This window comes from Sphingomonas trueperi, assembly GCF_040545665.1.
Lineage (GTDB): Bacteria > Pseudomonadota > Alphaproteobacteria > Sphingomonadales > Sphingomonadaceae > Sphingomonas > Sphingomonas trueperi_B.
The window spans coordinates 1,333,442-1,353,666 of sequence record NZ_JBEPMH010000001.1 but is presented as its reverse complement, the minus strand read 5'-3'; the positions used below and the strand labels follow the sequence as shown (position 1 = coordinate 1,353,666).

Sequence of the window (20,225 nt, the reverse complement as noted above, 5' to 3'; positions counted from 1 at the left end):
GGGAGCGGCCCTCTTCTTTTACGTTCGCTAGATCGGATGGATCAGAAGGAGAGCTTCGCGCCCATCTTGAAGTAGCGGCCGTAGATGCCTTCGCCGCCCTGCACCGCATTATAGGCGTTGGCGCCGTAGGTCACGGTGTCGATCGGAGGCATGCGATTGAACACGTTCTGCATGGTTCCGTAGAGCGTCAGGCGATCGTTGACCTTCGCCGTCGCGTTCAGATCGAACGTGATGTAGCTCTTCACACGGCAGGGCAGCGAACCGTCATTGAGGCCGCAGTCCTTGTAATCGCCGCCCTGGTCCATGGCGGAGAGGTCATAACCATCGAAATAATTCGCGGTGCCCGTGAGAGTGTACTTGCTGAAGAACTCCAGCGAGGTCGTCCAGGTACCCTTCCACTTCGGCGTGCCGGTGCCGGCCGTCAGGTTGTAGTTACCCAGCGTGCCGTCGTAGCGCTCGATCGTGCCATCCGGATAGACGGTCTCGAGCTTCAGGATGTAGGTCGCTTCCGCATTCGTCATCAGGCGAATGTTGTCGGTCAGCGGCGTGTTCAGATCGACGCTGAAGTCGAGACCAGACGTCTTCAGCGTGTTGGCATTGATGAACCCGGACTGGACGAACGCGATACGCGGCAGCGCATTCGGGTTGTTCACGTCGGGCGCATCCGGGATGATCGTGTAGCCGGCCGGGACCGCCTGGCCTGCATAATAAGCCGCGATCGCCGGGCCATTATTGGCCGTGGTGATCACGTTGGTCTTACGAATATTGTAGTATTCGAACGAGAGACGGAGCCCACGGATCGGATCCAGGGTGATGCCTCCCGTGAAGCTTTCCGACTTTTCCGGCTTCAGGTTCGGGTTCGACAGCGACGTGGCACCGTAGCTCGCGCCCGTCACATAGGTCGGGCAGGAGGTGTAGGTCGCCAGCGAGCAGTTTGCGCCATATTGCTTCAGGAAGAAGTCGTTGTAGATCGCCCTGTTCGCGTTGACATACCCAGTCGTCGGGAAGGTCGCATTCGCCTCACCGAAGCTGGGGATACGGAAGCCGCGCGAATAGGTACCGCGCAGGGTAACGAAGCGGCCGATCGGCTGGAACGTCGCGCCGATCTTCGGCGAGAAGTTGTCGATCCCGTTCGGATAACGATCGTAGCGGCCCGAGCCGTTGATCGTCAGTTCCTTGATGATCGGGGCGTTGATTTCGCCGTACAGCGAGTAAACGGTGCGATTACCCTTCAGCGCGAAGCCGTTCAGCACGAAGTAGCGCTGCGTGCCGCCATTGATGTCCGAATTGAGCGAAGGCGAGTCGACGGCTTCGTAGCGGATGGAGCCGCCGAACGCGACCTGCAGCGGACCGCCCGGAAGCTGGTAGACGTCTCCCGTGATGCTCGCATCGACCTGCGCCAGATCCGACGTGGAGGTAGCGCGCGCTTCCGGCGAGAGGTAGTTCATCGTCGCGGCGCTGGTCGCCGACGGATTGATGAAGTTATAGCTGCCATCGGCGATCACATCGAGCAGGTGCTGGATGTACACATAGCCGTTGCTCTTGCGGAGCAGGTCCATGTGCATCGCCGTCGCGTTCACATTGTAGCTGAACGTGTCGTTGATCGGACCGCGAATGCCCAGTGCCGCGCGATAGGCGCGGGTACGGCTCTGATCCTGCTGCGACAGGTTCGGCAAGCGGCCGATGATAGCTGCCGTGTAGCCCTGCGAGGCGTACGGGTTGTTCGGGTTCAGCGTGCCGTTCGCTGCCGTGCAGGCCGCGATGGTGCCGCGCGGGCAGACATACACCGGGAGCTGCAGCACGGTGTTGTTGCCGTAATAGGCGACGTTCGCCGAGGTGCTGTACCGCGGGAAGTAGAACGGCGCCGGTGCGTTAGCGCGAATCGTAGAGGGCGCGCCCGTAACGAAGCTCGACGACTGCAGGAAGTTGAACGCGGCATACGCCTCACCCGAGTCGCCGACGCGCGCGGTGACGCGCGCGGAAAGACCGAAGCGCTCGATTTCCGGCGTGATCACGCCGTAGCGGTTGACGTTGTCTTCCACGCAGACCGGGCCCGAAGCCGGGGCGGCAGCGTTCTGCGACAGGGCGAGTTCCGCGGCCGTCGGCGTGTAGGTCGGCAGACCTTGGCAACCGTTCAGATAGGTGTAGCGAGTGATGCCGTTGGCCGCCGTGCCGGTGCCTGGGTTACGCGGACGAACCGCAAACGGGGTCGCGGCACCGAAGCCCCCGGTGTAGCCATCCGCCTGCAAGCCGTTGGTGTTGCCGTTGCTTCCGCAATGGCCTTCGAAGCAGATCCGCGAGAAATCGCCGGTGTTGTACGGATAGCCGCGATCGGCGTTCTTCAGCATTTCCTGCTTGTAATAGAAGGCGCTGACATAGCCGTTGATGCCGTTCGAATCGAGATCGCCGAAGCCGGCGGTCACCGACGCGCGGTACTGCGCCGCGTCGCCGCGCGACGAGATGCCGGTTTCGCCGCGCGCGGAAAGACCCTTGAAGTTCTTCTTGGTGATGATGTTCACCACACCCGCGATCGCGTCTGCGCCGTAGGTCGAGGAAGCGCCGTCACGCAGCACGTCGATGCGCTCGACGATATCGTCCGGGATGGTGTTGAGATCGACGAAGTTGCGCGTGCCGTCGTCTGCCAGCGGATAATAGGCCGCACGCATGCCGTCGAACAGAACGAGCGTGGAGTTGGTCGTCAGACCGCGCAGCGAGACCGCAGACGCACCCGCCGCGAACGCACCGTTCGCCGAGAAGGAATTGGTCAGCGCCGGGCCGTTATTGGCGGCGATACGCTGAATGCCTTCCTGGACCGTGCTGATGCCGCGTGCATCGAGGTTGTCGGTGGTGATGGTGGTTACGGGCGACGGGGTCACCGTGTTCTTGAAAATCGTGCCGGTGACGACGATTTCCTGTCCACCAGCTGGCTCGTTCGCCTGTGCCGGCGTCGTGTCCGACTGCGCCATCGCAGGCGATGCGATCAGCGCGCCTGCGAGAACCACTGCAGAAAGTGCAATGCCCCCACGCAGCTTCAGTTGCGTCTTTTTCATGCGTTTCCCTCGCTTGACCCGGTCTCGCTGTCTTTGACCACGCGATCGGGTTGTCTCCCCGCTCCTTCAGCGCGCGACGCGCGGTCAAAGGAGCTTGTGCGAAAGGAAGCAGTTAACCGCACGAGCTGTAAAGCGGACATTCAGCTTTCTTTACAGGCTTTCATCCTTGTGTAGCGGAAAAGCCACATCGACATAGCAATGTTACGTTACACCCCTGCCGTTTGATCGAATATGTTACGGCGGTTACCAATGTTGCTCGAAAATCAGGCAGGCATTGGGCCCGTAACCAGCAGCGGGTCGATCCGTGCTCCCCGCCACGTCAACCCCCAGTGCAGATGCGGGCCGGTCGCGCGTCCCGTCGCCCCGACTGCCCCGAGCAGTTGCCCTTGCCGCACCATCGCCCCCTCTCGCACGTCGATCCTCGACAAGTGCAGGAACGCGCTCGAAAGACCCATGCCGTGGTCGAGCATCAGCAGATTGCCTTCAAGGATGAACGGCGCCTCGGCGGCGAGAATCACCACGCCGTCGGCGGGCGCGCGCACCGGGATGCCAGTGGGCAGCGCGATGTCGATGCCCGAATGATAGGCACCCGGCTCGCCCGCATAGATACGCTGCGACCCGAACAGCGTGGAGATGCGCCCCGTGGCCGGCCAGGCGAAGCGCTGGCGCCAGCCTTGCGCGGCGGTCTCAAGCGCGCGCGCGGCCTTGATCCGGGCGAGTTCGGCAGGACGTCGCGCCTCGAACTCCGCGCTAGGCACGGGATATTTGGGGAGCTGGTCCAGCCGAGAAATATTCCAGCCGCGCGGCGCGATCTGCAGGTCCTCGCGGACCGAACGGCCATCGCGAGCCTTCCCCTCCAGCACAGCAGTGGGGGCGGCATCGCGGTCGAACGCGATCAGGAAGCGGCGATCGGCGGCGAAGGGGATCGGCTGGCCGTTGAACTGGAGCTCGGTGGTGCCGGGCGGCACTTGCCCGCGCGCGATCCCGCCCTGCTCGAAGCTGCCGTCGAGCGCGAAGGCATCGCCGCCCGCGCGCGCGCTCCGCGCCACCAGCGTCGTCGCCAGCATCGCCGCGGCGAAGCGCCGCCGGTCGATCATGCCTCGAGCAGCGCCTTGGTGGCCGCCTCGGGCGTGGCATAGGCTTCCTGCCGCGCCACGCTCCAGTAGCGCAGCGAGTCGACGGGGATGCGCTCGCCGGTGACCGCGCACAGCACATGGTCGCCGGGGGAGAGAACGCGGAAGCCGTTGGCCATATAGTGCAGCTTGGCGACGCGGGCGGTGTTGGACATCAGCATGGGCGGCGCCATTCCTGCTCTTGAAGGTGGTGGGTGCGCCCTAAAGCAGCGTCGGCTGCTCGGGCTTGGGCGGAGCATAGGCCTTGCCCGCGCCGCGCTCAACCCGGGCATCCACCGACCCGTCGGCGAAATGCAGCGTCACGGCCTGCGCTGCGCGCGCATCCTCGGCCGAGGCGACCACCTTGCCGGTGCCGCGCCCCTCGACCCAGGCATAGCCCTTCTTGAGCGGTAGTTCGGGGTCGAGCAGTTCGAGATGCCGCCCCATCGCCGCCAGCCGTTCGGACGCGGTGGTGAAGCGGCGCTCCAGGCTTGCAAGCTTCAGCGCCTCGGCCGGGTGCGCGAACCGCTGGCGGAGGGCTGCCAGCTCGCGATCGGCGGCGCGATCGAGGGCGATGCCGCCCAGCCGTTGCCGCGCGGTCGCCAGCCTTTGTTCGAGCGCCGCCGGGCGCAGGGCGGCGCCGGCGCGATCGAGCTGGCCGCGCGCCACGCCCACGCGACGTTCAAGCCCCAGACCCAGGCGCGCGGCGGCGTCGTCCAGCCGCTGGCGCTGGGGGCCGAGCAGCGCATCGCGGCGCGGCAGCACGCGGACCAGCGCCGCCAGCTGCTCGCCGGCGCGCTCATGATAGCGACGCACGCAGCGCTCCGTGCGGTGCGCCAGCGTGGCGATGCCGTGGCGCACCTCCGCCAGCACCGGCACCGCGATCTCGGCCGCGGCGGTGGGGGTCGGGGCGCGCAGGTCGGCGGCGAAGTCGCACAAGGTCGTATCGGTTTCATGGCCGACCGCCGAGATTATCGGAATCGTGCATTCCGCCACCGCGCGCACGACGACCTCTTCGTTGAACGACCAGAGATCCTCGACCGAGCCGCCGCCGCGCGCGACGATCACCAGGTCGGGGCGCGGCACCGGGCCGCCGGGCTGGATCGCATCGAACCCGCGCACCGCACGTGCGACTTCCTGCGCCGAGCCATCGCCCTGCACCTTGACCGGCCAGACCAGCACATGGCTGGGGAAGCGATCCTCCAGCCGATGCAGAATGTCCCGGATCACCGCCCCGGTGGGGGAGGTCACCACGCCGATCACCCTGGGCATATAGGGCAGCGGCTTTTTGGCGCGGGCGTCGAACAGCCCCTCGCCGGCCAGCTTGGCCTTGAGCTTCTCGAGCAGCGCCATCAGCGCGCCCTCGCCCGCCAGCTCCATCCGCTCGATGACGATCTGGTATTTGGAGCGGCCGGGATAGATGGTGAGCTTGCCGGTGGCGATGACCTCCAGCCCGTCCTGCGGCTGGAACGGCAGCGCCGACGCCGCGCCGCGCCAGATCACCCCGTCAATCACCGCGTCCATGTCCTTGAGCGCGAGATAAGCGTGCCCCGAGGCGGCGCGCTTCCAGCCCGAAATCTCGCCGCGCAGGCGGACATGGCCGAACTCGCCCTCCACCATCCGCTTCAATCGGCCGGAGAGTTCGCTGACGCTCATCGGTGCCGCGTTGTCCCCGGGCACCGCCTCGGCTACGAGCCGCGCCGATGAAGTCTCGAATAAGGGGTCGGCCATGAACGTCCTGCTACTGGGGTCGGGGGGTCGCGAACATGCGCTCGCCTGGAAGCTCGCGCAATCGCCGCTGCTGACGCAGCTCTTCGCCGCACCGGGCAATCCGGGCATAGCGGCGCATGCCACGCTCGTCGACCTCGTGCCGACCGATCCGGCGGCGGTGCTCGCCTTTGCGCAGGCGAATAGTATCGGGCTGGTCGTCGTCGGCCCCGAGGCGCCGCTGGTGGCGGGTGTGGGCGACGTGCTGCGCGAGGCCGGCATCCCGGTGTTCGGGCCCAACCGCCTGCCGGCGCAGCTGGAAGGATCGAAGGGCTTCACCAAGGATCTCTGCGCCCGCGCCAACATCCCCACGGCGGGTTATGTCCGCGTCCACGGGCTGGACGAAGCGCTGGCGGCACTTGAGCCGTTCGGGCTGCCGGTGGTGGTCAAGGCCGATGGTCTTGCCGCCGGCAAGGGCGTCACCGTCGCGATGACGCGCGACGAGGCGATCGGCGCCCTCACCGCGATCTTCGCCGATGCGGGCGCGAGCGCGGTGATCGAGGAATTCCTCGACGGCGAGGAAGCCAGCCTGTTCGTCATCACCGACGGCACCGATGCCGTGCTCTTCGGATCGGCGCAGGACCACAAGCGCGTCGGCGAAGGCGATGTCGGCCCGAATACCGGCGGCATGGGCGCCTATAGCCCCGCCCCGGTGCTCACCCCCGCGCTGGAGCGCGAGGCAATGGAGCGGATCGTCCAGCCGACCATCGCGGCGCTGGCGGCCGAGGGCATCCCCTATTCGGGCGTGCTCTATGCCGGGCTGATGCTGACCAGGCACGGCCCCAAGCTGATCGAATATAATGCCCGCTTCGGTGATCCCGAATGCCAGGTGCTGATGCTGCGGTTGGAGGACGACCTGCTCGACCTGCTGCTCGCGACCGCGCGCGGCGAGCTGGCCGGGCGCCCCGCCCCGCGCTTCCGCACCGACACCGCGCTGACGGTGGTGATGGCGGCGCGCGGCTATCCGGGTATGCCCGAGACAGGCGGCACGATTCAAGGCATCGAGGCGGCGGAAGCCGGCGGCGTGCAGGTGTTCCATGCCGGCACCAGGCGCCAGGGCGATGCGCTGGTGGCGAGCGGGGGCCGGGTGCTCAACGTGACCGCGATCGGGCCGGACATCGCGACCGCCCAGGCCGGGGCTTATCGCGGCGTCGATGCGATCGACTTCCCCACCGGCTTCTGCCGGCGCGACATCGGCTGGCGCGAACTGGCGCGCAGCCGCGGCTGACCAACAAGGGAGGCGGCTGCACGCGCAGCCGTCTCCCGACAGCGAAACCGATCGCAGCCGCCTGTCGGCGCGATTGGTCGTCCAGCGATGTCGGAAGGAATTGGCGCGCCCGGAACGATTCGAACGTCCGACCCTCAGATTCGTAGTCTGATGCTCTATCCAGCTGAGCTACGGGCGCGCGGTGAGGTGCGGCGCCTAACCGAGGATCCAGGGTAGCGCAACCCCTTTTTGCATCTGCCCCTCAATTATCGCGATAGGGCAGCATGTCCTCGTCGAACGAGCGCGGCTCGCTGCAGTGCCAGGTCGCGCCGTCCCAGCGGTCCTCGCGGTCGTCATACTGGATCAGCGTGCCCACCGGGCAGCCCAGCGACACCAGCTCGTCGCGGCAGAAGGCAAGGCCGCGCTCCAGATCGATGAGATCGACGTCGAGGATCGCGCAGGCCGGGCGCCACTGCCCGGCATCGTCGAGCGTCTCGATCAGCGTACCGCCGCCGCAGGTGCCGAGCCCCGCGATGCGCAGCTCGGCATCGAGGAAGACGCCGTAGCGACCCTCGCGCTCGTGCGGGTCCATGTCGCCGGGAAAGGCGACCGACACCGAATGCGTGTCGAGCGGCTCTGCCAGAAGGGCGTCGAGCCCGGGTAGGAACCGCTCGATCATCGCATCATCCTCGCAGGGTTGCCCCAAGCTTCGCCGCCGCCGCGACGACCTTGTCGGCCACCGCCTTCAGGTCCGCGTCGGTGAAGCTCTTTTCGCCCGGTTGCAGCGTGACTTCAATGGCCAACGACTTCTGCCCCTCCGGCACGCCCTGGCCGGTGAACAGGTCGAACAGCCGCGCGTCGACGATAATGCCCTTGTCGGCACCCTTCACGGCGCGGACGAGATCGCCCGCCGCGAGGGTGGTCGGCACCAGGAACGCGAAGTCGCGCGTCACCGCCTGCAGCGCCGGGGGCGTGAAGGCGGGGCGGGTGAAGCCGGTCGCCTTCTTCGCGGGCAACGCATCGAGGTGGATCTCCACCGCCGCCACCGCGCCGTCGAGGTCGAACGCCTTGAGCACGCTCGGATGGACCATGCCGAAGCTGGCGAGCACGGTCTTGGGCCCCAGCCGCAGCGTCGCCGACTGGCCCGGATGGTAGGCGGCACCCGCCTCGCCCATCACCTGCAGGTTGGCGACCGGCGCGCCAGCGGCTTCGAGCAGCGCCAGCGCCTCGGCCTTGGCGTCGAACGCGGTGAAGGGCTGCGCCTTGCCGGTCTGCCAGCCGCGCACGGCCTTCGAGCCCGCGAGCACCACGCCGAGCGTCAGCCGCTCCTTGTCCGCGAGATAGCGGCGGCCGACCTCGAACAGGCGGACGCTGGTCGCGCCGCGCTTGAGGTTGCGCTCCGCCGCCGCCAGCAGGCCGGGCAGCAGCGAGGGGCGCATGACCTTCATGTCCTCACTGATCGGGTTCGCGAGCGTCCAGGCGCCGCCGCCGAACACCTCGGCCTGCGACTCGGGGAGGAAGCTCCAGGTGATCGCCTCGTTGAGCCCGCGCGCGGCCGCGGTGCGGCGCATCCGGCGCTCGAGCTTCTGCTCGGGCGTGGCGGTGGGAGTCGCGACGCCGGGGGTGCGCGGCAGCGGCACCGAGGGCACGTTGTCGATGCCGGCGATGCGGATCACTTCCTCAACGATGTCGGCCGGGCCGTCGATATCGCGGCGCCAGCTCGGCGCGGTGACGCGGAAGGCCTCGAAGCCGCCGCCGAGGTCCACGGGATCGCCATTGCCGTCGAGCGGCTGCACGGTGAAGCCGAGGCTTTCCAGGATCTCGACCTGCTGGCCTGCGGGCACCGCGAGCCCGCCTAGCGTTTCCGCCAGATCGGGATCATAGCCGACGACCGCGCCCACCTTGGGCGGGGTGCCACTGCGGGTGACGTCGCTCGGGGTGCCGCCGCACAGCGCCAGCACCAGCCGGGTGGCGATCGCCAGCCCGTCGTCGAGGAATTCGGGATCGACGCCGCGCTCGAAGCGGGTGCGCGCATCGCTGGTCAGCAGCAGCTTCTGGCCGGTGCGGGCGATATGCTCGGGATCAAAATAGGCGCATTCGATCAGCACGTCGGTGGTGTCGTCCGAACAGCCCGAATGCTCGCCGCCCATGATGCCGCCGATGTCGTGCACGGCTACATTGTCGGCGATCACCGTCATCGAATCGGTGAGCGCGTAGGTCTTGCCGTTCAGCGCGACGACGGTCTCGCCGTCCTTGGCCTTGCGCGCGACCAGCCCGCCCGAGAGCTTCGCCATGTCGTAGACGTGGAGCGGGCGGCCGAGCCCGAACATCACGAAGTTGGTGATGTCGACCAGCGCGGAAATCGGCTTCTGCCCCACCGCCTTGAGGCGCTGCTGCAGCCAGTCCGGCGACGGCCCGTTCTTCACGCCGCGCACGCTCTGGCCACAGAAGGCCGGGCAGCCCACCGCGTCGTCGGTGCGCACGTCGGGGCCCGCGCCCTGCGGCACGATCGCCGGCAGGCCCGCGACCACCGCGTCGAGCGGCTTGAGCGTGCCGAGCCCCGCTGCGGCAAGGTCGCGCGCGATGCCGCGCACGCCCATGCAATCCTGGCGGTTCGGCGTGATCGAGACGTCGATGACAGGATCGTCGAGGCCGGCATAGTCCGCATAGGCGGCACCGACGGGCGCATCGGCCGGCAGCTCGATGATGCCGTCATGATCCTCGCCGAGCTCCAGCTCCATGGTCGAGCACATCATGCCGTTCGATTCTACGCCGCGGATCGCCGAGACCTTGAGCTGCATGCCGTTGGCCGGCACCACCGCGCCCGGAAGCCCGAGCACGCCGACCAGGCCCGCACGCGCGTTCGGGGCGCCACAGACGACCTGCAACACGCCATCGCCGGTCTCGACGCTCAGCACCTGCAGCTTGTCCGCCTGCGGGTGGCGCTCGGCGGTCAGCACGCGGGCGATGCGGAAGCCGTTCAGCCGCTCGGCCGGGTTCTCGACGCCCTCGACTTCGAGGCCGACGCGGGTCAGCGCCTCGAGGATCTCGGTCAGCGAGGCCTCGGTCTCCAGATGCTCTTTGAGCCACGAGAGGGTGAACTTCATGCGCCGACTCCCCCGCTCAGCGTGGGCACGTCGAGGGCCGAGAAGCCGTAATGCTTGAGCCAGCGCAGATCGCCGTCGAAGAAGGGGCGCAAGTCGTCCATCCCATATTTGAGCATCGCCAGCCGGTCGACGCCGGTGCCGAAGGCGAAGCCCTGCCATTCGTTCGGATCGAGCCCGCAGGCCTCGATCACCCGCCGGTGCACCATGCCGCTACCCAGCACTTCCATCCAGCCGCCGCCGGGCGCGTCGCCGCTGCCGCCGATCACGCGCTTGCCGTCCTTCCAGGTGAAGCCGACATCGACTTCGGCCGAAGGCTCGGTGAAGGGGAAATAGCTGGGGCGCAGGCGCAGCACGATGTCGTCACGCTCGAAGAACGCCCTGAGGAAGGTCTCCAGCGTCCACTTGAGGTGGCCAAGCGTGATGCCCTTGTCGATCACCAGGCCTTCGATCTGGTGGAACATCGGCGTGTGGGTCGCATCGGAATCCGAACGATAGACGCGGCCCGGCGCGATGATGCGGATCGGCGGTTTCTGGCTGGTCATCGTGCGGATCTGCACGGGGCTGGTGTGCGTGCGCAGCACCATCGGCCGTTCATGCTCGCCGGCGAGGTAGAAGGTGTCGTGCATCGCGCGCGCCGGATGCGTCTCCGGAATGTTGAGCGCGGTGAAATTGTGCCAGTCGTCCTCGACCTCGGGGCCGGTGGCGACGGCGAAGCCCAGATCGGCGAAAATCTCCGCGAGTTCGTCCATCACCTGGCTGACCGGGTGGACCGAGCCGGGCGCGACGCCGTCGACAGGCAGCGTCATGTCCACCGTCTCGCTGGCGAGGCGCGCGTCTAGCGCGGCCTGTTCCATGGCAGCCTTGCGGGTGGCCAGCGCCTCGGTGACGGCTTCGCGCAAGGAATGGATGCGCGGACCTTGTTCCTGGCGCTCCTCGGGGGTGAGCTTGCCGAGCGTCTTGAGCAGGCCGGTGATCGCGCCCTGCTTGCCGAGCGCCTGGACGCGCACCGCCTCCAGCGCATCCAGCGCGGTGGCGGCATCGATCGCGGCAAGCAGCTCGCCGCGCAGGGTATCGAGATCGGTGGTCATCGTTTTCCGTTCACTGTGCGAGATGGCTGGAACCCTAGACGGGCCCTTAGGTCAAGGCGTTTGAGGGTCGGCTACACACGGCTGCCGAGCAGCGCGGCGCCGAAGGCGACGAACACGCCGCCGGTAACGCGGTTGAACATCCGCTGCCGGCGCGCGGGCGCCAACCACGCCGCGAGCGAGCGGCCGCCCAGCGCGTAGACCGAGAACCAGAAGGCCTCGATCACCGCGAACGTGGCAATGAGGATCGCCAGCTGCGGCAGGAACGGCCGTCCCACGTCGAGGAACTGCGGGAACAGCGCGGCGGCGAAGACGATCAGCTTGGGGTTGGACAGCCCCGTGCCGAGCCCGGTCAGGTAGCGCGCGCGCACCGACTGGCGCACCGGCACGGCTGCGTCGGCATGCGCCTCTTCCACCGGCGCACGCCAGGCCTTGATGCCCAGCCACAGCAGATAGGCGACACCGGCATAGCGCAGCACGTCGTACAGCCCGGGCGATGCCTTGAGCAGCGCGCCCAGCCCCGCCGCCGAGGCAATGAGGCAGAACATATTCGCGCTCATCAGCCCCGCGGTGGTCGGCAGCACGCGGGCGGCGCCTTCGCGGATGCTCTGCACCATCACGTGGAGCATGTTCGGCCCCGGCGTCATCGACACGAAAAACACGGCGGTGACGTAGAGCCACCAGGTCTTCATCGCCACGGGATCGTCCCTCCCGGTTGGAATGAAAAAGGGCGCCGAAGCCGCAGCCTCGACGCCCCTTGTTCAGCTTGCGCGCAGGTCCGCTCAGGCGGCCTGGGGCAGCGCCGCCTTCGCCTGCGCGATGATGGCGCTAAACGCCTCACCTTCGTGCATCGCGATGTCGGCCAGGACCTTCCGGTCCAGTTCGACACCCGCCAGCTTCAGGCCGTGCATGAACTGCGAATAGGTCAGGCCTTCGGCGCGGACGCCGGCGTTGATGCGCTGGATCCACAGGGCGCGGAAGCTGCGCTTCTTTACCTTGCGGTCGCGATAGGCGTACTGGCCGGCCTTCTCGACGGCCTGGCGCGCGATGCGGATCGTGTTCTTGCGACGGCCATAATAGCCCTTCGCCTGATCCAAAATCCGCTTATGCTTCGCCTTGGTGGTCGTACCACGCTTCACTCGTGCCATTTTTCAGGACTCCCTTACTTCAGGCCGTACGGCGCCCACGCGACAACGCGCGCGACGTCTGCATCGGCCAGCACGGAGGTGCCGCGATTGGTACGGATATACTTGGAATTGTGCGAGATCAGGCGGTGACGCTTGCCAGCGACGCCGTGCTTGATCTTGCCGGTGGCGGTGAACTTGAAGCGCTTCTTCACACCGCTCTTGGTCTTGAGCTTGGGCATTTTCGTCTCCTTTTGGTTCGACGATTGCAGACAGCCGCGGCAGCCCTATTAGCCGGACGGTCCCTCGATCGCGGAAAGGCGGCCCATTAGCGGATGGTTGGGCGATATGCAACCACCGGGGAACCCCAGCGCCGGCGAGGATTTGGAAGCGCATGGCTGAACCGGACGCACCCCTGCTTGTCGCCGATCCGGCGCCTACCCCGCCTCGGCCCGGCCGCGCGATCGGCACGCCCCTCGCCGCTACCATCGCCGTCGCCACCAGCCTGATCGGGCTGGTGGTGCTGGCCTGGGCGGTGCTGTTCGTCACCAAGGGGCGGTTCCTCAAGGGCACCTTCGAATCGATCGCGAGCAGCAGCGCCGACCGCAAGGTTCGCGTGGCCGGCGACTTCCAGCTCTATTTCGCGCCGTTCAACCTGAAGTTCGTGGCCGAGGGGCTCAGCGTCGAGAATCCGGACTGGGCGGGCACCAGCCCCTTCTTCGCCGCACGCCGGATCGATGCGCGAATCGCGACCTTCTCGCTGCTTTCCAGCCAGAAGCGGTTCCAGTGGCTTGGCCTCACCGATGGCCGAATCGACCTGCAATGGGATCGCGACGGAAAGCAGAATACATGGACTTTCGGCAGCGGCGGCGGCGAACCGCTGACCATGCCGCTGATCCAGCGCGCGCGGATCGACGGCACGCAGATCCGCTACCTCGATCCCCGCCATCAGCTGGACGCAGCGATCCGCGTCGACACCGTGGCGGCCGAGGACAATCGATTCGCCGACACGATCCGCTTCGACGGCAACGGCACCGCACGCGGTGCCCGGTTCACGCTGGCGGGTGCCCTGCTTTCCTCCAACAAGACGCTGGCGGGCGGCGAGAACCGGCTGCGGCTGCATGCCGAGGGCGTGCGCAGCCAGGTCGATATCGCCGGGGCGCTGCCCGGGGCGACGGTGCTGGAGGGCGCCAGGCTCCACATGGACCTGCGCGGGCAGAACCTTGCCGACGTCTTCCTGCTCGCCGGCATCGCCGTGCCCGATACGCGCACCTATCGGCTGACCTCGGTGGTCACAAGGGCGGGCGACGAATGGCGCTTCACCGGCATGAAGGGCCGCTTCGGCGACAGCGATCTCGCCGGCAAGTTTACGGTGAAGCTCGGCGAGCCGCGCATGCTGCTGACGGCCGACCTGTTCACCCATGTGCTCGACATCGTCGATGCCGGGCCGTTCATCGGCTACAACCCCAATGCGCTGGCGGCACAGGGCGCGCAGGCGGCGGTGACGCAGGTCTCCGGCACCCCGCGGCTGCTGCCGGACGCGCCGCTCAGGATCGATGCGCTCAAGAATTTCGACGCAAAGGTCCAGTGGCAAGTGCGCACCGTCCGCGCGCCCAACCTGCCGATGTCGAACATCGAGCTGGGCCTCGACCTCAATGACCGGCTGCTCAAGCTGAGCCCGCTCAACTTCAGCCTCGCGCGCGGCACGGTGACCTCGGACATCAGCATCGACGCGCGCAAGACGCCGGTGTTCACCACCTACGATATCCGCCTGTCGCCGACGCCGATGGGCGTGCTGCTCGCCGGCTTCGGCGCGGAGCAATCCGGCACCACCGGCATGCTCAAGGCGCGTATCCAGATGAGCGGCAGCGGCAACAGCGTGCGTGACTCGCTGAGCACCGCGAATGGCCGCATCGCGGTGATCCTGCCCAAGGGCGATTTCTGGACGCGCAACACCGAGCTCGCCGAGTTTGACATCGGCACCTTCGTCCAGAAGATGTTCGAGCAGAAACTGAAGGAGCCGGTGCAGATCAATTGCGGGCTGATCGGCTTCACCGTGCGCGACGGCATCGCCGCGGCGGACCCGATCCTGATCGACACGCAGAAGAACGTGATGCTCGGCCGCGGCGGGTTCAGTTTCAAGAACGAGACGATCGACCTCGCCTTTCGCGCCGATTCGAAGCGGTTCAGCCTGTTCTCGGGCCAGTCGCCGGTGGGCATCGGCGGCTATTTCGCCAAGCCGGGGATCAGCGTGATCAGCCCCGAGCTGGTCGGCCGCGCCGGTGCGGGGCTGGGTCTGGCGATGGCCGCGACGCCGATCGCCGGCGTGCTCGCCTTTGTCGATTTCGGCGACGCCAAGGCCGCCGATTGCGGGCCCGTCCTGTCCGGGGCCAGTGCCGTAAACCAGCGCGATGCGAAGGGCCGCCCGCGCGACGATGTCGGCCGCGGCACCACCGCCAAGTCGGAAAGCGGCAAGGCGAATGCGGGCGAAGCGAAGCGCCAGCGCAAGAAGTTCCTGGGCATCTTCTGATCGCTTGCGCGGGGGTGCGGGACGGGCGCAGGATCGCCGCGATGCTTCGCTTCCTGATCCTCTCCGCGGCGCTTGCGATGGTAGGCGACGTTCGGCCGCCGCAGCGGGTGACCAGTACGCCCGCCGCGACGGACGCGCAGGAACGGCTGCCCGTTCATGTCGGCGGGCGGGTCGAGGCAACCGCCACCGGCTATCGGCATCAATGGCCGGGCATCTATTTCGAAGCAGCGTTCCGCGGTCCCCGCGTGGTGCTGCGCTTCGACGACGCGATCAACGAATGGCGTGCCAGCATCGACGGCGCGACGCCGGTGACGATCGACCGGCCGGGCAAGGCGGATGTGACGATCGATGGCCTGCTTCCCCGCACCCATCGCATCCGGCTCGACAAGGTGACCGAGAGCGCCCAGCCCGCGCGCTTCGGCGGCTTCTTCGTTGCGCTCGGCAACAGACTGCCCGCACCCCCGCCGCGCCGGCGGCAGATCGAGTTCATCGGCGATTCCTCGATGGCGGGCTATGGCGCGCGCGCCGATCGGATCGACTGCACCCAGGCGCAGGTCCGCGCCACCACCGATACGCCCGATGCCTTTGCGGCGCTTGCTGCGCAGCATTTCGGGGCCGACTATCAGGTCAACGCGATCTCGGGCCGCGGGCTGATCCGCAACTTCGGCGGCAGCGCGCCGCAGGGCACGATGGAGCAGCTATCGCCCCGCCGCCTGCCGGCCGAGCCCGCCCCTTATCGCGATCCGCGCTGGCAGCCGCAGATCGTGATGCTCAAGCTGCAGGCCGATTTCGCCGGCTTCCGCCCCGACGCGCGGTGGCCCTCGCTGGACGCGTTCGTCGCCGATTATGCCGCGCACTATGGCGAGCTTCTTGCCCGGCTCCATGGCCGCACCCCGCGTGCGGTCTTCGTCCTCTGGTGGTTCGACACCAGCGGCGCACCGCCGGGGCAGGCCGCGATGCTGCGCGTCGCCGAGACGCGGATCGGCGCCGCAGCCCGCGCCGCCGGCGCGCGCGACGTGCTGTTCCTGCCCTTTGTGACCGGGCAGTTCCGCGCGACCGCCTGCCATGGCCATTACGGCTTCGAAGCGCATAGACAGATCGCCGACTGGCTGGTCCGCGAAATCGATGCGCACCCCGGCTTCTGGGACGGGCGCTAGCCGCGCCGCTTAGTGCCCCCGGCAGTCCATCGCTTCGAGGATATCGTCGATCCGCGCGGGGTCGCCCGCCGCAATCACTTCGCCGTTGCTGCCGGCGTGGAGCGGATCGCCCTGCCAGTCGCACATCCGTCCGCCCGCGCCTTCGATCACCGGCACCAGCGCGGCGAAGTCGTGCAGCTTGAGGCCTGCCTCGACGACGATGTCGAGCCAGCCGCTCGCCACGCAGCCATAATTATAGCAGTCGCCGCCGAGCACCGTGCTCATCACCTTGGCGTCGAGATGCTCGAAGGCGTGGAGCTGGCCGTTGTCAAACAGCGCGGGCGAGGTGGTGGCGAGGATCGCCTGGTTCAGCTCGCGGCAGATGCGGGTGGTGGCGGGCTTGCCATTGAACAGCGTCTGGCGACCGGTCACGCCCAGCCAGCGCTCGTTGATGATCGGCTGGTCGATCACGCCCAGCACCGGCCAGCCATCGTCGACCAGCGCGATCAGCGTGCCGAACACCGGTCGCCCGGCGATGAAGGCACGGGTGCCGTCGATCGGATCGAGCACCCACTGCCGGCCGCTGGTGCCTTCGCGGACGCCGAATTCCTCGCCGATGATGCCGTCCATCGGCCGCTCGGCGATCAGCAGCTTGCGCATCGCCTCCTCGCCGGCGCGATCGGCGAGGGTGACCGGCGACTGGTCTTCCTTCGCCTCGACGCCGTGTTCGGCGCGGAAATAGGGGCGGATCGCGGCGCCGGCGGCGTCGGCGAGGCGGGCGGCAAGCGCGATGTCGGTTTGGGAAACGGCCATGCCCCAGCCCTACCGGGCCGAATTTGACTCGCCAAGGTCACAAACGCCTGCCACTTCGCGGTTTATGCGTGGTATCGCCGCTCTTCCCCTGCTCGGCTTGAGCTTCGTCGCCCTGCCTGCGCTGGCGCAGGTCCGCGCGGTGCCGGCCCAACCCGCCTCCGAACAGGCGGCGCTGCGCGGCGTCGAGGTGTTCCTGGTCAACGAGGGCGAGGCGCCGATCGCCGATGCCGGCCCCCGCCAGATCGAGATCACCGCCGCCGACGGCACCCGGCTGATGCTGGAGCGTACCCCCGGCCCCACGCCAACCATCGCCGCGCACGGCTTCGCCAAGGCGCGCTACGTGCCGGTGGGCGTCGCCGGCGTCGCTGTGCCGCCGGCTGCGCAGCACAAGGCGGCCGAGATGCCCGAGCAGGAAATGGTCGTGCAGAGCTCCACCGCCAGCTCGAGCGGGCTGCTCGCCCGGTTCGAGCCGCACGAGCCGATCTACGGCGCCTTCGGCACCGACGATGCGGGCGGCAAGGTGCAGGTCAGCTTCGCGGTCCGCCCCTTTGCCGAGGACGCGCCGCTCCAGCTCGGCAATCTCCGCTTCGCCTATACCCAGACGATGTTCTGGGCGCTGAACGAGCCCTCGGGCCCGTTCCGCTCGACCAATTACAGCCCGGAACTCTATGCCGACGTGCCGGTCGACGAGACGACGCGGGTGGCGCTCGGCTGGCGACACGACTCGAACGGCCGCGGCGAAACCGACTCTGTCGACATCAACCGCATCTTCGTCCGCGGCGAAAAGACGTTCGACCTGGGCGGCGACTGGCGGGTCGATGTCGCGCCGCAAGCCTGGTTCTATGTCGGCAGCAGCGGTACCTTCCACGACATGAAGGACTATTACGGCTATACCGCGCTCGCCGCCTCGATCGCGCAGAGGGACGGCATCAAGCTCGCCCTCACCGCGCGCGGCAATGTGAAGACCGGGCATGGCGCGGCCGAAGCCTTCGTCTCCTATCCGCTGCGCCGGCTGGGAGGGGGCTTGGGCATTTACCTCTTCGGACAGGCATTCACCGGCTATGGCGAAGCGCTAGACCGCTACAACGTCAACGACACGCACGCGCGGATCGGCATCGCCTTCACCCGCTAGCCGCCGCGCGCCGGGTGGCGTAGACACAAAGCCAATTACCTGAGGGAGATTGATATGCGCCTGAAACTCGCCCTTGCCGCCCTTGCCCTGCCCTTCGCCATGATGCCGGCGAATGCGTCGCTCACCACCGGTGCGAAAGCGCCCGTGTTCACCGCCAAGGGCGCAGTGGCCGGCAAGCCGATCACCGTCGACCTCAAGGCCGCGCTCAAGAAGGGGCCGGTCGTGCTCTACTTCTTCCCGGCCGCCTTCACCTCGGGCTGCAATGCCGAGGCGCATGCCTTTGCCGAGGCGCTCCCCGATTTCACCAAGGCGGGCGCTACCGTGATCGGCATGACCGCCGGCAATGTCGACCAGCTCGAGCAGTTCAGCAGCCAGTATTGCGCGGGCAAGTTCGCCGTCGCCGCTGCCACGCCGGAGGTCGCTGCCGGCTATGACGTGGCCGCCAAGAAGCCGGACGGCACCGTCGCCAAGTTCACCAGCCGCACCAGCTATGTGATCGCGCCCGACGGCAAGGTGCTGTTCGTCCATTCGGATCCGAACCCGGCCGACCATATCCGACTCACCCTCGCCGCGGTCCAGAAGTACCGCGCGACTCACCGGAACTGACGCGCAGCCGGGGCTGCCAAGGGACTTTCTTCGCATCGATCCGGGGGCGTTAATCCTCCGCATCGGTGCGAAATGCCTGTCGTTCCGCACCAAGCGGCTGAATTCCTGCTATAAAGTATGGGCACCCAGAACCGATCCGCCGTGCGTGCGTTCAGGATGAACCCAGCGGCAACCAGATATTAGCACTCTCCGCTTATTCCTTGTGCGCAACATAGCGGCCGTCATGCCGTGATTTGCACGGGGGTTTAGGAGCGTATGCGCATCGCGCGTGCCATTCGTTCAGAGATGGAGGGGGACGAAGGCCGAGCGCTCTTCGAGCGGATCGGCGCGTTCCTTCTCGACCAGAGGCTGGCACCGACGCCGACCAACTACGCCTTCGTCCACCGGCTGTTCACCGAACCCGACGACGCGCTTGCCCGCGCAGTCGAGTTGATCACGGAGCGCGGGGTACGGATCACCCCGCGCGATATCCAGACGCTCACCGCCGATCATGGCCCCGACGAGCCACAGCAGTGTCATGCCGACCTGAAAGCGCGTGCCGAAGGGCTGGTCGCGCGCACCCAGATGCAGGTCGAAGGCTTTGCCGACATGGTCACGGCCATGCGCGCCGAAACCGCCGATTTCGGCCGGGACCTGGCGGCGAGCGCCGAAGCGATGTCCACCGGCAGCGACGCACCGGAGGGGGGCGATGACGTCGTGCGCATCACCGCCGCCATGCTCGATCGCATCCGCGTCGCCGAAGAGAAGCTGGAAACCACCACGCGCGAGGCCAACGACCTGCGCGAGAAGCTGGAAGAAGCGCGCGACAATGCGCGGCGCGACCCGCTCACCCAGTTGCCCAACCGCCGGGCCTTCGAAGAGGCCTTCGCCGCACAGGAGGCGATCGGCGGTCGCATGTGCGTGGCGGTGTGTGACATCGACCATTTCAAGTCGGTCAATGACCGCTTCGGTCACGCCGTGGGAGACCGCGTGCTGCGCGTGATCGCCGACGCGCTGAGCGAATGCTGCCATGGGCATTTGGTTACGCGCTATGGCGGGGAGGAGTTCGCCATCCTGTTCACCAACGTGCCCATCGAGGCGGCCCGCGCCGTGCTGGAGCATGCCCGTGGGACGGTGCAGACGAAGCGCTACAAGCTGCGCGACAATGATGCGCCTTTAGGGGAAATCACCTTCTCTGCCGGTCTGACGCCCGTAGAACCCGGCGAGATGCACCAGACGGCGTTCCACCGCGCCGACCGGCTTTTGTACCTCGCGAAAAACGAGGGTCGCAACCGGGTAAAGATGGGCACCTTTGATATTAGCGATTTTCGCCGCTGAATGGCAATTTTCGCCGATCAACTTGGCATTCGGCGCCAATTTCGCCTGGACGTGATCCGCACATTTCAGCATTTACAGTTACTTAGCTAAGTTGGCACGCTCCCTGCAAAACTGCTGGCATCGGCCGCCGGATGGTCCGCCAGCCGAACCACAGGGAGTATCTACCATGACCGCTCGTCTCGTTTCGCTGCACCAGACCGTTGCCGTCAGCGCCGCCGTCCTGCTCACCGCCGCGCTCG

At 67.3% G+C, this 20,225-nt stretch carries 17 protein-coding genes and 1 tRNA gene; 6 read left to right on the top strand and 12 right to left on the bottom strand.

The window, feature by feature from the left end; all coding sequences use genetic code 11:
• Window positions 1–41: 41 nt before the first annotated feature.
• From ABIC65_RS06400 to xseA, 4 genes are all read right to left on the bottom strand, one after another.
• A complete protein-coding gene (locus ABIC65_RS06400; protein ID WP_354307566.1) occupies window positions 42–3,050 on the bottom strand; it encodes a TonB-dependent receptor plug domain-containing protein in 3,009 nt (1,002 codons plus the stop codon).
• A gap of 263 nt (window positions 3,051–3,313) precedes the next feature.
• A complete protein-coding gene (locus tag ABIC65_RS06395; RefSeq protein WP_354307564.1) occupies window positions 3,314–4,147 on the bottom strand; it encodes a M23 family metallopeptidase in 834 nt (277 codons plus the stop codon).
• Entirely contained in the window at window positions 4,144–4,344 is a 201-nt protein-coding gene (locus ABIC65_RS06390; protein ID WP_066721469.1) for a DUF2093 domain-containing protein, read from the bottom strand. The genes ABIC65_RS06395 and ABIC65_RS06390 overlap by 4 nt, the downstream gene beginning before the upstream one ends.
• A 40-nt stretch (window positions 4,345–4,384) precedes the next feature.
• On the bottom strand, window positions 4,385–5,893 hold the full coding sequence (gene xseA / locus ABIC65_RS06385) for an exodeoxyribonuclease VII large subunit (RefSeq protein WP_354307562.1): 1,509 nt from the start codon (window positions 5,891–5,893) through the stop codon (window positions 4,385–4,387).
• Between xseA and purD the strand changes: the two genes are divergently transcribed.
• Window positions 5,892–7,157, top strand: a complete 1,266-nt coding sequence (gene purD, locus ABIC65_RS06380) for a phosphoribosylamine--glycine ligase (RefSeq protein WP_354307560.1) — start codon at window positions 5,892–5,894, stop codon at window positions 7,155–7,157. The genes xseA and purD overlap by 2 nt on opposite strands.
• A gap of 101 nt (window positions 7,158–7,258) precedes the next feature.
• Here the strand turns inward: purD and ABIC65_RS06375 are convergent.
• From ABIC65_RS06375 to rpmI, 7 genes are all read right to left on the bottom strand, one after another.
• A tRNA-Arg gene (locus tag ABIC65_RS06375) sits at window positions 7,259–7,335 on the bottom strand.
• A gap of 63 nt (window positions 7,336–7,398) precedes the next feature.
• Window positions 7,399–7,815 (bottom strand): hypothetical protein, encoded by a 417-nt coding sequence (locus ABIC65_RS06370; RefSeq protein ID WP_354307558.1) that lies wholly within the window; start codon window positions 7,813–7,815, stop codon window positions 7,399–7,401.
• Window positions 7,816–7,819: 4 nt separating this feature from the next.
• Window positions 7,820–10,243: a phenylalanine--tRNA ligase subunit beta gene (gene pheT / locus ABIC65_RS06365; protein ID WP_354307556.1), complete on the bottom strand. Its 2,424-nt coding sequence runs from the start codon at window positions 10,241–10,243 to the stop codon at window positions 7,820–7,822.
• On the bottom strand, window positions 10,240–11,331 hold the full coding sequence (pheS, locus tag ABIC65_RS06360) for a phenylalanine--tRNA ligase subunit alpha (RefSeq protein WP_354307554.1): 1,092 nt from the start codon (window positions 11,329–11,331) through the stop codon (window positions 10,240–10,242). Before pheS ends, pheT begins: the two co-directional genes overlap by 4 nt.
• 71 nt (window positions 11,332–11,402) lie before the next feature.
• Entirely contained in the window at window positions 11,403–12,020 is a 618-nt protein-coding gene (locus ABIC65_RS06355) for a LysE family translocator (protein WP_436286716.1), read from the bottom strand.
• A gap of 90 nt (window positions 12,021–12,110) precedes the next feature.
• Window positions 12,111–12,476 carry a 50S ribosomal protein L20 gene (gene rplT / locus ABIC65_RS06350; protein ID WP_066721145.1) on the bottom strand — a complete coding sequence of 122 codons (366 nt, stop codon included), beginning with the start codon at window positions 12,474–12,476 and terminating at the stop codon, window positions 12,111–12,113.
• Window positions 12,477–12,490: 14 nt separating this feature from the next.
• Complete coding sequence (rpmI, locus tag ABIC65_RS06345; protein WP_066721148.1) at window positions 12,491–12,694, bottom strand: 50S ribosomal protein L35; 204 nt, start codon at window positions 12,692–12,694, stop codon at window positions 12,491–12,493.
• Window positions 12,695–12,846: 152 nt separating this feature from the next.
• Between rpmI and ABIC65_RS06340 the strand changes: the two genes are divergently transcribed.
• A complete protein-coding gene (locus ABIC65_RS06340; RefSeq protein WP_354307550.1) occupies window positions 12,847–14,982 on the top strand; it encodes an AsmA family protein in 2,136 nt (711 codons plus the stop codon).
• Window positions 14,983–15,023: 41 nt separating this feature from the next.
• Window positions 15,024–16,139, top strand: a complete 1,116-nt coding sequence (locus ABIC65_RS06335; protein WP_354307548.1) for an acetylxylan esterase — start codon at window positions 15,024–15,026, stop codon at window positions 16,137–16,139.
• Between the two features lie 9 nt (window positions 16,140–16,148).
• Here the strand turns inward: ABIC65_RS06335 and hisN are convergent, their stop codons facing one another.
• Window positions 16,149–16,931 carry a histidinol-phosphatase gene (gene hisN / locus ABIC65_RS06330; protein ID WP_354307546.1) on the bottom strand — a complete coding sequence of 261 codons (783 nt, stop codon included), beginning with the start codon at window positions 16,929–16,931 and terminating at the stop codon, window positions 16,149–16,151.
• A gap of 64 nt (window positions 16,932–16,995) precedes the next feature.
• Here hisN and ABIC65_RS06325 point away from each other — a divergent pair, with 64 nt between their 5' ends.
• The 3 genes from ABIC65_RS06325 (at window position 16,996) to ABIC65_RS06315 (ending at window position 19,986) form a co-directional block, all read left to right on the top strand.
• The gene (locus tag ABIC65_RS06325) at window positions 16,996–18,063 is read left to right on the top strand and encodes a phospholipase A (protein ID WP_354307545.1); all 1,068 of its coding nucleotides are present in this window, start codon (window positions 16,996–16,998) and stop codon (window positions 18,061–18,063) included.
• A 54-nt stretch (window positions 18,064–18,117) separates the two neighbouring features.
• Window positions 18,118–18,669 (top strand): peroxiredoxin, encoded by a 552-nt coding sequence (locus tag ABIC65_RS06320; protein ID WP_354307543.1) that lies wholly within the window; start codon window positions 18,118–18,120, stop codon window positions 18,667–18,669.
• A gap of 255 nt (window positions 18,670–18,924) precedes the next feature.
• A complete protein-coding gene (locus tag ABIC65_RS06315; RefSeq protein WP_354307542.1) occupies window positions 18,925–19,986 on the top strand; it encodes a GGDEF domain-containing protein in 1,062 nt (353 codons plus the stop codon).
• Window positions 19,987–20,225 lie beyond the last annotated feature (239 nt).